Annotated in this window: 13 protein-coding genes; 6 read left to right on the top strand and 7 right to left on the bottom strand. The window is 70.6% G+C overall.

Features of this window, described 5'->3' with window-relative positions:
* Window positions 1-121: 121 nt before the first annotated feature.
* From CLV67_RS08230 to CLV67_RS08205, 6 genes are read right to left on the bottom strand one after another with little or no spacing between them, the layout of a single operon-like run.
* Window positions 122-904: an ABC transporter permease gene (locus CLV67_RS08230; RefSeq protein WP_373873145.1), complete on the bottom strand. Its 783-nt coding sequence runs from the start codon at window positions 902-904 to the stop codon at window positions 122-124.
* A gap of 31 nt (window positions 905-935) precedes the next feature.
* Window positions 936-1,694: an ABC transporter permease gene (locus CLV67_RS08225; protein ID WP_106316586.1), complete on the bottom strand. Its 759-nt coding sequence runs from the start codon at window positions 1,692-1,694 to the stop codon at window positions 936-938.
* Window positions 1,694-2,617, bottom strand: a complete 924-nt coding sequence (locus CLV67_RS08220; protein ID WP_106316585.1) for an ABC transporter ATP-binding protein — start codon at window positions 2,615-2,617, stop codon at window positions 1,694-1,696. The genes CLV67_RS08225 and CLV67_RS08220 overlap by 1 nt, the downstream gene beginning before the upstream one ends.
* Before the next feature lie 35 nt (window positions 2,618-2,652).
* A complete protein-coding gene (locus tag CLV67_RS08215; protein WP_106316584.1) occupies window positions 2,653-3,183 on the bottom strand; it encodes a hypothetical protein in 531 nt (176 codons plus the stop codon).
* Window positions 3,180-5,033 carry a DNA primase gene (gene dnaG / locus CLV67_RS08210; protein ID WP_203737037.1) on the bottom strand — a complete coding sequence of 618 codons (1,854 nt, stop codon included), beginning with the start codon at window positions 5,031-5,033 and terminating at the stop codon, window positions 3,180-3,182. The genes CLV67_RS08215 and dnaG overlap by 4 nt, the downstream gene beginning before the upstream one ends.
* Before the next feature lie 51 nt (window positions 5,034-5,084).
* The gene (locus tag CLV67_RS08205; RefSeq protein ID WP_106316582.1) at window positions 5,085-6,299 is read right to left on the bottom strand and encodes a deoxyguanosinetriphosphate triphosphohydrolase; all 1,215 of its coding nucleotides are present in this window, start codon (window positions 6,297-6,299) and stop codon (window positions 5,085-5,087) included.
* 45 nt (window positions 6,300-6,344) lie between these two features.
* Between CLV67_RS08205 and CLV67_RS08200 the strand changes: the two genes are divergently transcribed.
* Window positions 6,345-7,910 carry a methyl-accepting chemotaxis protein gene (locus CLV67_RS08200; protein ID WP_239166241.1) on the top strand — a complete coding sequence of 522 codons (1,566 nt, stop codon included), beginning with the start codon at window positions 6,345-6,347 and terminating at the stop codon, window positions 7,908-7,910.
* Between the two features lie 3 nt (window positions 7,911-7,913).
* On the opposite strand, the gene CLV67_RS08195 is transcribed toward CLV67_RS08200, so the two are convergent.
* Window positions 7,914-8,267, bottom strand: a complete 354-nt coding sequence (locus CLV67_RS08195) for a VOC family protein (protein ID WP_106316581.1) — start codon at window positions 8,265-8,267, stop codon at window positions 7,914-7,916.
* A 274-nt stretch (window positions 8,268-8,541) separates the two neighbouring features.
* Between CLV67_RS08195 and CLV67_RS08190 the strand changes: the two genes are divergently transcribed.
* The 5 genes from CLV67_RS08190 (at window position 8,542) to CLV67_RS08170 (ending at window position 12,654) form a co-directional block, all read left to right on the top strand.
* Window positions 8,542-8,889 carry a roadblock/LC7 domain-containing protein gene (locus CLV67_RS08190; protein WP_239166240.1) on the top strand — a complete coding sequence of 116 codons (348 nt, stop codon included), beginning with the start codon at window positions 8,542-8,544 and terminating at the stop codon, window positions 8,887-8,889.
* A gap of 27 nt (window positions 8,890-8,916) precedes the next feature.
* The gene (locus CLV67_RS08185) at window positions 8,917-9,897 is read left to right on the top strand and encodes a DUF4388 domain-containing protein (protein ID WP_106316579.1); all 981 of its coding nucleotides are present in this window, start codon (window positions 8,917-8,919) and stop codon (window positions 9,895-9,897) included.
* Between the two features lie 39 nt (window positions 9,898-9,936).
* Entirely contained in the window at window positions 9,937-10,425 is a 489-nt protein-coding gene (locus CLV67_RS08180) for a roadblock/LC7 domain-containing protein (protein WP_106316578.1), read from the top strand.
* A 52-nt stretch (window positions 10,426-10,477) separates the two neighbouring features.
* Window positions 10,478-10,849: a hypothetical protein gene (locus CLV67_RS08175; protein ID WP_043526192.1), complete on the top strand. Its 372-nt coding sequence runs from the start codon at window positions 10,478-10,480 to the stop codon at window positions 10,847-10,849.
* Window positions 10,850-11,031: 182 nt separating this feature from the next.
* Window positions 11,032-12,654 carry a family 43 glycosylhydrolase gene (locus CLV67_RS08170; protein WP_106316577.1) on the top strand — a complete coding sequence of 541 codons (1,623 nt, stop codon included), beginning with the start codon at window positions 11,032-11,034 and terminating at the stop codon, window positions 12,652-12,654.
* Window positions 12,655-12,727 lie beyond the last annotated feature (73 nt).

The raw sequence follows: 12,727 nt of genomic DNA, 5'->3' as shown, positions 1-12,727 counted from the left end.
CCTCCGGGCGTGAGCAACGGCTCCCGGCCGATCCGCCCACCGTGCCCTCAGCCACGTTGCACACGGACGACCTGCGATTTTGGTTGCCCGCCGGACGCGTTCCCTAACCTCACTCGAAGGCCTACTTGCAGAGCAGGCGCTCCATCCGGCGGCCAGCGACCATCAGGCCCACGATCAGCATCGCGAGCAGATAGAGGACATCGAGCAACTGGACGAGACCGGCCGTGCCGAGGCTGAGACCCCGGATCAGGTCGACCGCGCGGTAGAGCGGGGTGATCTCGACCAGCCAGCGCAGCACGTCGGGATAGGCCGTCGCCGGGACGAACGTGCCGGAGAACAGGAACAGCACGAACATCCCCGCGCCGATCATGTCGAAGTCCTGCCAGCCCCGCATCAACGTGGAGATGGTCATCCCGAGCGCGCCGAAGGCGAAGCCCACCAGCATGCTCGCCGGGAATGCCACGAGCGCCCGCGCCGGCGTGGTCAGGTCCATCGCGACCATGATGGCCAGGAAGGCGCCCGAGTAGAGACTGCCCCGGGCCATCGCCCACGACAGTTCGCCCAGGGCGATCTCGATCGGCCGCACCGGGGTGGCGAGCATCCCCTCGTACAACCGCATGAATTTCATCTTGCCGAAGAAGTTGAAGGTGGTCTCCGACAGCGCACCGCTCATCGCCGACGACGCGAGCATGGCCGGTGCCACGAACTCGGCGTAGCCCACCACCCGGCCGCCGGGCAGCGGGATGTCACCGACCAGGGCGCCGACGCCGACGCCGATCGAGAACAGGTAGAGGACCGGCTCCAGCAGGCCACCCACCATGACCAGCGCGTAGGCGGTCTTGAGCGCGGCCACGTTGCGCTCGGCGACCGCCGCCGAGCGGCGGCCCATCGCCTGGACGGCCATCAGCCGCCGGGGGATCGTCAGGGTCAGCACGTCAGATCACCAGCCGTCGCCGATAGCGCCAGGTCGCCAGGAACCACCCGGCGACACACCAGAGCAGCAGGTAGAGGACCTGCCAGACGGCGCCCGGACCCGGATCGAGCCCCAGCGTGGCGGCCCGGCTCAGGTCGACGCCGTGCCAGAGCGGCAGCACCCACGCCACCCATCGCAGCACCTCCGGCAGCGACTCGATCGGGAAGAACACCCCGGAGAACAGCGACATCGGCAGCACCGCGAACCGGATCAGGATCGCCAGGTAGCTGTCGCTGGACACCGACGCCGTGTAGGCCGCCACCGGCGCCGCGACCGCCGCACCGATGAGCAGCGCGATCAGCGGCACGAGCACCGCCCACGGTGACCGCAGCGCGCCGAAAAGGAACGCCACCAGCAGGAACGCGGTCGTGGTGGCCAGCACCCGGAACAGCATGAAGGCCAGGTGCCCGCCGAGGATGTCGGCGATCCGCAGCGGCGCCGCCGCCTGCGCGAAGTAGATCTTGACCCAGGTGAAGCAGCTCATCACCGGCCAGGTCGACTCGGCGACCGCCGTCTGCAGGGCGGTGCTGGCGATCAGGCCCGGCACCATCCACTGCAGGTAGGAGACGCCCTGGACGTCGCCGGTCACCAACCCGCCCACGCCGAGGCCGAAGCCCAGCATCGTGAGCAGCGGCAGCACCAGCGACGAGAACACGCTGGCACGCCACGTCCGCCGATAGTTGACCAGGTGGTATTCCAGAACATAGGCCGAGGGGGTCATCAGTCCACCAGGGTCCGGCCGGTGAGGCGGAGGAAGACGTCCTCCAGGCTGCTGCGGCGTGCCAGCGAGCTCGCCGGGCTGAGCGACCGCCGATGAACCTCGGCCAGGGCGTCGTCGCCGTCGGCCACGTAGAGCAGCACCCGGTCGGGCAGCACCTCGACGCGCTCGCCGATCCCCGCCAGTTTCTCCGCGTAGGCACCCTGGTCCTGGGTGGGGAACCGCAGCTCGACCACCTCCCGCGTGGAGTGCGCCTCGATCAGCTCCCGCGGGGAACCCTCGGCCACGATGCGGCCGCCGTCCATCACCACGAGCCGGTCGCAGAGCTGCTCGGCCTCGTCCATGTAGTGGGTGGTCAGCACCAGCGTCACGCCCTGCTGCTTGAGCCGGAACAGCCGCTCCCACACCAGATGCCGGGCCTGCGGGTCGAGACCGGTGGTCGGCTCGTCGAGCAGCACCACATCGGGCTCGTTGACCAGCGCCCGCGCGATCGTGAGCCGCCGTTTCATGCCACCGGACAGTGGTTCCACCTTGCTGCCGGCCCGCTCCCCCAGCTGCACGAAGTCGAGCAGCTCGGCGGCGCGGTCGCGGGCCGTCTTGCGGGAGATGCCGAAGAACCGGGCGTAGGTGGTCAGGTTCTCCAGAACGGTCAGCTCGGGATCGAGGTTGTCGAGCTGCGGGCAGACCCCGAGCCGGGCCCGGATCCGGGGACCGTCACGCCGCGGATCCATCCCGAGGATCTGCAGCACCCCGCCGCTGGGTGGGGACACACAGCCGATCATGCGCATGGTCGAGCTCTTGCCGGCACCGTTCGGCCCGAGGAAGCCGAACGCCTCCCCGGCCCGCACGTCGACGTCGATGCCGTCGACCGCGGTGAAGTCGCCGAACCGCTTGATCAGACCGCGCGCGTGGATGAGGGAGTTCACCCCTGCGACCCTACGGGCGGGGTACGACAGTTTCGTCAGTCCACGGTCTCGGTCGCCGACCGAGCCGCCCCGACCAGCTCGTCGGTCACCTCGGTCACCTCGTCCTGCTCGACCGGCGTGCCCGAGTCGTACCGCACCGCCCAGCTCAGCCCGTTCCGGCCGCTCACTCGCCGGCCGACCACCCGCACGGCGCCCTCCGGCAGCGGGTGGTGGGTCGTGTACGCCACCGACCGGGTCACGCGGGCGCGTACCTGATCCGGCAGCTCCCCCGGCTCCAGCAGCAGGAACGACACCACCGGGCCGTCCACCAGCACGGTGTAGCCGTCGCGCTCCTCGGCCACCTCGGCCGGTGTGATCCGCAGCTCACGCCCGGACCAGGCCGCCTTGTGGATCTCGTGCCAGCCCAGCCGCTCGACCGCGGACGGCAGCCAGATCCCGTGATTGGTCGCGACCACCACGTCGTCCGCCGACTCCGCGACCGTGCACCAGGCCACCACCCGCTCCTCCGGACCCAGTGGGGGCCGGAGCGCCGCCGGAAGGGAGGGACGTCGCCGGAAGAGCTTCACAGTTCACCTGCCGCCTGCTCGCGCAGGGCACGTGCCTGCTGTTCGAGTGAGAAGAGTTCCCCGGCGAGAGCGAGGTACTGGTCCTTGTTCGCCACCGGGTTGAGTCGCTGGACCTTGGACTTGAGATCGCGGATCCGGGTGGCCAGCGCCCCGCCCTGCAACCGGGCCAGCGTGACCTGCACGTACCGCGGATCGACCTGTCCGTCGACGTAGAGCGGCTCCACCGCCAGCTCGCCGACCAGCATCTGACCACCCATGTCGGGGCAGCAGTCACGGACCTTCTCGATCCACACGACGCCACCGGTCGACGAGGACACCCCGCCCGCGTGCGCGATCGAGTCCCGCACCGACTGGAGCAGCGGATCGCCGTAGTTCTCGGAGCCGACCGCGTCGAACATCGGCCCGGCCAGCACCGGCTCCTGCAGGGCTAGTTTCAGCGCCTCGCGCTCGACCAGCCGCTGCGGCGAGTCGGGAGCCGTCCGCGCCTGTGGCGCGCGCTGCTCGGCGGCCTCACCGCGCAGCGCGTTGTTCACCGCCCGCTGCACGGGGTCCAGGTCCATGCCGAGATCTCCGGCGAGCTTCCGGGCGTACTCCGGGCGTTTCTCCCTGTCCTTGATCTTGGCGACCAGCGGCGCCGCACGCCGCATGGCCTCCACCCGGCCCTCCACCGTGTCCAGGTCGAAGCGGGAGATGGTCTGGCGCAGCGCGAAGTCGACGAGCGGCTCCCGTCCCGCGATCATGTCCCGGACGGCCAGGTCGCCGCGGGCCAGCCGCAGCTCGCAGGGGTCCATGTTGTCCGGCGAGACGGCGATGAAGGTACGCCCGACGAAGCGCTGGTCCTCCTCGAACGCCCGCAGCGCCGCCTTCTGCCCGGCCGCGTCCCCGTCGAAGGTGTAGATGATCTCGCCGGTGAAGCTGTCGCTGTCCATCAGCAGGCGCCGCAGCACCTGGATGTGATCCACGCCGAACGCCGTGCCGCAGGTGGCCACCGCGGTCGGCTCGCCCGCCTCGTGGCAGGCCATCACGTCGGTGTACCCCTCGACGATCACCGCCCGCCCGCGCTTGGCGATCTCCCGTTTCGCGTGGTCGATGCCGTAGAGCACGTGCGACTTCTTGTAGATCGGCGTCTCCGGCGTGTTCAGGTATTTCGGGCCGTCGTCGTCGTCGAACAGCTTCCGCGCGCCGAACCCGATCACGTCACCGCTCAGATCGCGGATCGGCCAGAGCAGCCGCCGCCGGAACCGGTCGATCAGCGACCCGGAGCGCGCCGGCTTGCACAGGCCCGCGGTGGTCAGTTCCTCGGCGGTGAAGCCCTTCAGCCGCAGGTGCTTGGCGAGGGCGTCCCAGCTGTCCGGGGCGAAGCCGCATCCGTACTTCTCGGCGGCGTCGCGGCCGAACCCGCGCTCGGCCAGGAACTCACGGGCCTTGCGCGCGCCCGGCGAGCCGAGCTGGTCCCGGTAGAACTCGACGGCGGCCGCGTGCGCCGCGATGAGCCGCTGTTTCTGACCCACCTGTGGGCGCGGGGTGGCCGGGGCGCCGGTCTCGGTGTCGTAGCGCAACTGGAGCCCGGCCTTGCCGGCCAGCCGCTCCAGCGACTCGATGAACGACAGATGCTCCGCGTCCATCAGGAACTTGATGGCATCGCCACCCTGGCCGCACCCGTGACAGAAATAGACATTTCGGGCAGGTGAGACGTTGAACGACGGCGTTTTCTCGTCGTGGAAGGGGCACAGCCCCTTCAGGTTCCCGCCGCCCGCCGACCGCAGCGTGACCGTCTCGCTGATCACGTCGACGATCGAGGTCCGGTCACGGACCAGTGCGATGTCCTCGTCCTTGACCCTGCCCGCCACCGCTACATCCTGCCTCGCGCGATCGGTCACCCGCCAGCAGGGTCCGGCTTGTCACCGTCGTGTCCCGACCACCGCCTGATGCCACGCCACCGCCGCGTGATCGGTCAGCGACGCGACCTGGTCGATCACCACCCGGAGCGCGGCCGCGTCGTCGGCGGCGGCGGCGTGCAACGGGCGGAAGAGAGGATCCAATCTCTCCGGCGTACGGGTGAGCGCCTCCACCAGGTCCACGAGGATGGTCCGCTGCTGCTCGTACCACGTCTCGGCGGCCCGGGAGCGCATCACATAGCGCAGCGCCATGCCCTTGAGCAGCGCGCAGTGGTTGCGGACGGTCCGCGGGACGATCAGGTCGGCGGCGTACCGGCGCAGCGGCTCGGTGCCGTATCGGCTCTGCGTGGCGCCGACCGCGGACGCGACGAAGCGGCCGGTCAGCACGCTGGTCATCCGTTTGAGTGCGACCAGGGAGTCGTAGCCGCCGTCGTAACCGGCGACCGCGATGACGGCCGGGTCGGACAGCAGCAGGTCAAGGGCCGCGCCCAGTTCGTCGCGGCTCTCGGTGGAGTAGGTGGCGGCCACGTCGCCGCAGAGTTCGACCCGCTCGTCCGGGTCGTCGATCAGCTCGCGGAGCCTGATGTAGCCGCCGTGCACGCCGTCCTCGACGTCGTGCACCGAGTAGGCGACGTCGTCGGCCCAGTCCATGACCTGGGCCTCCAGGCAGCGGCGCTCGTCGTCGCGGCCGTCGCGCAGCCACTCGAAGACGGGACGGTCGTCGTCGTACACCCCGAATTTGCGGTATCCGGGTTTGCGGAACCAGGGGTATTTGGAGCAGGCGTCGAGGGTGGCGCGGGTGAGGTTGAGGCCGGCGCCGGGCACCTTGGCCTCCAGGCGGGTGATCACCCGGAGGGTCTGCGCGTTGCCCTCGAACCCGCCGCACGGTCCGGAGACCAGGTCGAGGGCGGATTCGCCGTTGTGGCCGAACGGCGGGTGGCCGAGGTCGTGGGCGAGCCCGGCCACGTCGACGACGTCGGGGTCGCAGCCGAGGCGCGCGCCCATCTCGCGGGAGATCTGGGCGACCTCGAGGGAGTGGGTGAGCCGGGTCCGCAGGAAGTCGTCCGATCCCGCGGTGTGCACCTGGGTCTTCGCGGCGAGACGCCGGAATCCGGCCGAGTGCAGCACCCGCGCACGATCGCGCTGGTAAGGGGTACGTCCGTACCCGCTGTCCTTGGCGGGCTCTGCTGCCCATCTCTGGGCCTCGGCGGCCGTCATGATCCCCAGACTAAGCCGGATGTCCGGGTTGCCGATGGGTCAACCGTGGTGATATCCATCGTCGGCCGCCTGGTGGTACTGGGCTGCGCGGGACTTTTCTCCGTCGCGCTGGTGACGGGGTTCGCGGTGCGCAACTCGGACGACCAGAGTGCCGCGAACGAGGAGATCGCCACGATCAGCGCGGCGATGAGCAACCAGTGGAACGCGGACATGATGCACGACGCGCTGAAGGCCGACGTGATGTCCGCGCTGGTCGCGACGACGAGCGAGCAGCGCGAGGAGTACGAGGTCGACGCGGTGACCGAGCACGGCGCCACGATGCTGGAGAAGTTCGACGCGGCGGCCGGCCTGGCTCCGGAGGCCCTGAAGCCGGACTACGCGGCGGCCCGGGCGAAGGTGGCGGAGTACGCCGAGGCCGCAGCGGCGACGGTGGCGGCCGCGGCGACCGATCGCGCGGAGGCCCGGCGGCTGCTGGGCGGCTTCCTGACCACCTACGGGCAGCTCGAGGAGAGCCTGGGTGCGCTCGACGACGCGATGCTCGCGGCGGTGGACGCGGCCAGCGCAAACGGCCGCGAGGCGGGCACCACCAGCACGACGTTCATCCAGTGGGCGGCCGGCATCGCGAACCTGCTGACGGTGATCGTCTGCGTCCTGACGGTGCGGGCGATCCGCCGGCCGCTGAGGGGGATGCGGGAGACGCTGCGTACGGTGGCGCAGCGCGACCTCACGGTCCGGGCGCCGATCCTGAACCGGGACGAGTTCGGCGAGATGGCGCGGGCTCTGAACGAGGCGCTGGCCTCGCTGCAGGACACCGTGTCGGCGACCGCGAATCGGGTGGGCAGCCTCACCTCCGCCAGCGTCGACCTGCAGAAGCTGGCCGGCGAGCTGGACGGTTCGGCGGAGCGGACGTCGGCCGAGGCGCGTAACGCGGACGCCTCGGCGGTGAACGTGTCCGGCTCGATGGCCGACATGATGTCCGCCACCGATCAGCTGTCGGCGTCGATCAGGGAGATCGCCAAGCAGACCGCGACGGCGGCGTCGACGACGAACGAGGCGACGGCGAGCGCGAACACAACCGCCGAGGCGGTGGGCCGGCTGAGCGAGGCGAGCCGGGAGGTCGGCGACATCGTCCAGATGATCACGAACATCGCGGAGCAGACGAACCTGCTGGCGTTGAACGCGAGCATCGAGGCGGCCCGGGCCGGGCAGGCGGGCAAGGGCTTCGCGGTGGTGGCGACCGAGGTCAAGGACCTGGCGCAGGAGACCGCGCAGGCGACCGGCGAGATCACCGCCAAGATCCACGCGATCCAGGAGATGACCACGAGCACGGCGGAGGCCATCGAGGCGATCGCGGAGATCATCACCCGGATCGACGAGGGCCAGCGCATGATCGCCGCCGCCGTCGAGGAGCAGTCGACCACCACCGACCTGCTGTCCCGCAACGTCAACGCCGTGTCGTCGGCGGCGTCGGAGATCAGCGGGACGGTCTCGCACATCACGTCGTCGAGCGCGTTCACGGCGGAGGGGGCGAACACGACCCGGCAGTCGGCGGGCCTGGTGAGCAGCGCCGCCGACGACATCCGTTCCCTGATCAGCCAGTTCAGGTACTAGAGCTCAGCGCCGGGAACTCAGCACGCAGAACTCGTTGCCCTCCGGGTCGGCCAGGACCACCCAGGGCACGTCGTCGCCCTGACCGATGTCGACCGGCCGCGCACCCATCCCGACGAGGCGTTCCACCTCGACCGCCTGATCGTCCGGGCGCAGGTCGATGTGCAGCCGGTTCTTCGCCCGCTTGACGTCGCGCACCGGGGTGAACAGCAGCCCCGGCATCTCATCGGGGGTGCGCCGGATCTCCACCTCGTCGGGAGCCTCGTTCACGATCAGGTAGCCGAGCGCCTCGGCCCACCAGCGGGCGAGCCTCGCCGGATCCTGCGCGTCCACCACGACCTGCTCCCACCGACTGGGCACGAACCCTCCCCGGGATCGACATGTGACGATCATGTTACGCGACTCGAGCGGGTGAACCGGGACGAAACACCGCACCTGGAGTGCGACGGCGAGGGTCCTCGGTGACCCCAGGATGACGAGCCGTCAGCGGCTGCGCCGGGACGCACACTACGTGCGACTTGTAGCCGCAGGGTCACCGGAGGATGGCCCACTGTGGCGGTCGGGAAGCGTCCGGCCGCCGACCGAAGCGCTGAGGAGTGAAGTGCCCGGCGTCGACCACTGTCTACAGGAGGCAATGACGATCCCCGGCGCCGTCGGCGCCAGCATCGTCGACTACACCACGGGCTTTCCCGTCGCCACCACCGGGGCGGCGCCCAACTCCGACCACGAGGCCGCGGCCGCCGGCACGGCCGAGGTGGTCCAGGCCGCGAACAGCCGCTCGCTGTTCGTCTCAGCGATACCGCACGACCTGCTGGAAGACCTGATCATCACTACCGCTGGGGGCTATCACCTCCTGCGGATGGTCCAGACCGAGTTCGACAGCCGCCTGGTGCTCTACGTGTGGCTGGACCGGGTCCGCGGCAACCTCGCCGTGGCCCGCCGCATGATGCAACGTCTCGCCGACGAGCTGGTCACGCGATGACCCGTACCGACCACGAAGGAGCGAAGGGTGGCCCCCACGAGGACCGCAGCGCCCGGGGACCTGCTCACGCAGGTGGCCGGCGCGCGGCAGACCGGAGCGCTGATGGTCGGCGGCCATCCGGGCGGCACGGTCTACGTCCTCGAGGGCCGGGTCATCTACGCCGAGTCGTCGGCCGCGCCGGGGGTCGGCGAGCTGCTCACCTCGTCCGGGCGGCTCGCCGGGCGGACCTGGCAGAACGCGCTCGATCTGGGCACCTCGACCGCACGGGTCGGCCGCCTGCTGGTCGAGCAGGGCCACCTCACCCAGGGTGAGCTGGAGTTGTGCGTGCTCGGCGCGACCTACGACGCGGCGTACTTCGTACTCGCCGATCGGTCCGCGCCGACCGAGTTCGTGCCCGGTGCCACGCACTGGCTCGGGCCGGTCGTACACATCGACGCGATCGCCGTCGATCGGGAGGTACGCCGCCGGATCGGGCTGCTCGACGAGATCTGCCCGAACCCGCTGATCGACGTGTCGCCGGTGATCCCGGTGACCCGGCCGCCCCGGGAACGGGTCACGCTCACCGCGCCGCAGTGGGAGCTGCTGGTGCAGGCGGACGGTCAGCGCACCCCGGCCGACCTGGCTCAACTGCTCGGGCGGGCGGGTTACGCGATCATCCAGGAACTGCGCCGGATGGCCGCGGCCGGGCTGATCGAACTGCCCGAGCAGCGCAAGAAGGAGTCACCGGAGTTCGTCCGGCTCCCGCATCCACGGGGAGTGGCGGTGCCGATCGCCCGGGAGGCGGTACCGGTCGTCGCCGGCCCCGAGCCGGTGGCCCGGCACCCGCCGCCGGCGGACCCGCCGCCCGGCGAGAACAACGCCGGCCAGAACCGGCTGCCACGGCTGGCCCGCCGGAAACCCGGGGCGAAGCTGCCCAAGGAGTTCGCGGGCGAGAGCCCACCGGTCCACCAGGGCACCGACGAGGTCCTGCTCAAACGCATACGCACCGCACTCAGGGCACTGCGGTGACGCGCGCACCCCCGACGAGTGAGAAGGAGCGAGAAGTCGATGACGGTGGACCCGGCGGTACTCGAGGAGCTCGCGCGTCTGCGCAGCCGGGTGCCGGAGCTGTCCGGAAGTGTGCTGGCCACCGCCGACGGGCTGGTCGTGGCACATGACTCGCACGGCATCGAGCCGGACACGCTGGCCGCTCTGGCCGCGGCCCACCTGGCCCTGGCCCGGCGGTTCGCGCACGCCGTCAACCACGGGGAACTGCGCGAATCCGTGGTCGAGTGCGACGGCGGCTACATCACCTCGTACACCGCCGGCCCGAACGCGCTGCTCACCGTGGTCACCTCGGGCGACGCGAACCTCGCCATGGTCCATCTGGAAGCACGCCGGTGCGTACGCCGGATCGTCCGGATCCTCGCACTGGAGACCGCGCCTCAGTTGCGCCCGGACATCCCCCTGCAGACCGGCCCATCCGCTCCGCTGGCCCGGCGGACCCCGATGGCCACGCTGCCGAACGTCGTCCGCCGCCGACAGGCGACGGGCTGACCGGCAGAAGTTCGAACGAAGATCGATCCCACCACAACGGAGGAACAATCCCATGCCCGACATGGACACCGCACTGAAGGAAATCATGGAGATCGACGGCTGCATCGGCGTCGCGCTCGTGGACCACACCAGCGGCATGGCCCTGGGCACCCTGGGCGGCGGCAAGGATCTCGACCTGACGGTCGCCGCCGCCGGCAACACCGACGTGGTCCGCGCGAAGCTGCGGGCGATGGAGATGCTCAACCTCTCCGAGAAGATCGAGGACATCCTCATCACGCTGGACACGCAGTACCACATGATCCGGCCGCTCACGAGCCGGTCCGGCAAGGGCCTGTTCCTGTACGTGGCACTGCGCCGGGACCGGGCGAATCTCGCCATGTCCCGGCACCAGCTGCGCCGCATCGAGAACGACCTCGACGTCTGAGGTCGCCGGGCGTGACCGCCACCCCCCGGCGGGGAGGGCCCGCACCGCCCTCCCCGCCCTCGGCAGATCCGAAGCCCCGGCGTTACCCCCTTGCCGTCGGATCGACGCGCATGCATGCTGTTTTGCAGCGCTGCAATGGGTGTGCCAGCACCCGCGCGTCACGCATCCGTCTGTGAGGACCCGTGAAAATTCTCGGCGCGCTGCTCGCCGCCTTACTCCTGATCACGTCACCGGCCACGCCCGCGTACGCCACGGCCGCGCCGGCGACGACCGGCCCCGACCCGGTGGCCCACGACCCCACCCTGATCAAGCAGGGCCGCTGGTACTACCAGATCATCACCGGGGACAGCGGCACCAGCACCTACCTGCCCATCCGCCGGTCCACCGACCTCGTGCACTGGACCTACGCCGGCACCGTCTTCGACACCCCGCCCGCCTGGGTCGTCGAGGAGCTCGGCGTCACCCCGGCCGACTTCTGGGCGCCCGACGTCAACTGGTTCGACGGCGAGTACCACCTGTACTACGCGGCCTCGTCGTTCGGCACCAACAACTCGGTGATCGGCCTGGCCACCACGAAGTCCCTGACGAACCCGCAGTGGGTGGACCGCGGCATGGTCCTGCGCACCACCAGCGGCGTCGAGGACGTCAACGCCATCGACCCGGACGTCAGCTTCGACCGGGCCGGCAACGCCTACCTGTCGTACGGGTCGTTCTGGGACGGCCTGCGGATGCGCCGGCTCGACGTGCGGACCGGGCTGCTGTCCACCACGGACACCACCGAGCATCGGATCGCCTCGCGGGGCGGCATGGCGATCGAGGGACCGTCGATCACCTTCCACGGCGGCTGGTACTACCTGTTCGTCAGCTTCGACTTCTGCTGCCGCGGCGTGAACAGCGACTACCGCACCATGGTGGGCCGCTCCCGGAGCATCACCGGTCCGTACACGGACGCCGGCGGCCGGCTGCTCACCGAGGGCGGCGGCACGGAGATCCTGGCCGGCTACAACGGCTTCACCGGGCCGGGCCACGGTGACGTCTACGGCGACCTTTTCGCCCACCACTACTACGACGCCGCGGACGACGGCGCCCCGAAGGGCTCGATCCGCCGGATTCGGTGGGTGAACGGCTGGCCGAAGCTGTCCGACCCGCTCAGCGGCAACCGCGGCCACGGGCACGGCCCGGCGCCCGTCCAGCTGGTACACCGCGACAGCGGGGCCGTCCTGGCCAACGCCGGCTGCGGTCACGAGGGGGCGGACATCACCCTGGCGGCCGCCGACACGGCCGACGAGTGCCGGCAGTGGCGGCTGTACGACCGCGGCAACGGCTTCGTGAGCCTGACCAACCGGCAGAGCAACAAGGTCGCCGAGGTGGCGGCCTGCGTCGACGCCGACGGCGCCCGGGTGGCGCAGTGGGGCTGGCTGGCCAACGACTGCCAGCGGTTCCGGCTGGTCGCCGGCGTCGAGGGCTGGTCGCGGATCGTGAACCCGCTGGCCGGCCGGGCCCTGCAGCCGGCCGCGTGCGGCGGGGCCGGTGCCGCGGTGCAGACCTTCACGACCGGCGAATGCCAGTACTTCCGGGTTCAGCCGGTCGGTGACGTGCTTCTCACCGACCCGGCGAACACCCGGCTGATCGGAAGCCGATGGCGGTTCACGCACGTGTCCGACGGCTGGTACCGGATCTCCGAGCCCGGGTCGCGACGGTCGCTCGGCGGCACGTCGTGGCGGATCGAGGCACCGGCCACCGGCGGGTACCGCCTGGTGGGCAGGGACGGGCAGAACCGGGAGGTCCAGCTGCTGACACCATGACCCGCCGGCGGAGTACGGCAGGTCACGGTCGCCGGGGTCCTGGCCGGGAACCAGTACCCCGGCATCTACCATT

This window comes from Actinoplanes italicus, assembly GCF_003001815.1.
GTDB classification, from domain to species: Bacteria; Actinomycetota; Actinomycetes; order Mycobacteriales; family Micromonosporaceae; genus Actinoplanes; species Actinoplanes italicus.
The sequence above is the reverse complement of the archived record's forward strand: the minus strand, read 5'-3'. Positions and strand labels throughout refer to the sequence as shown.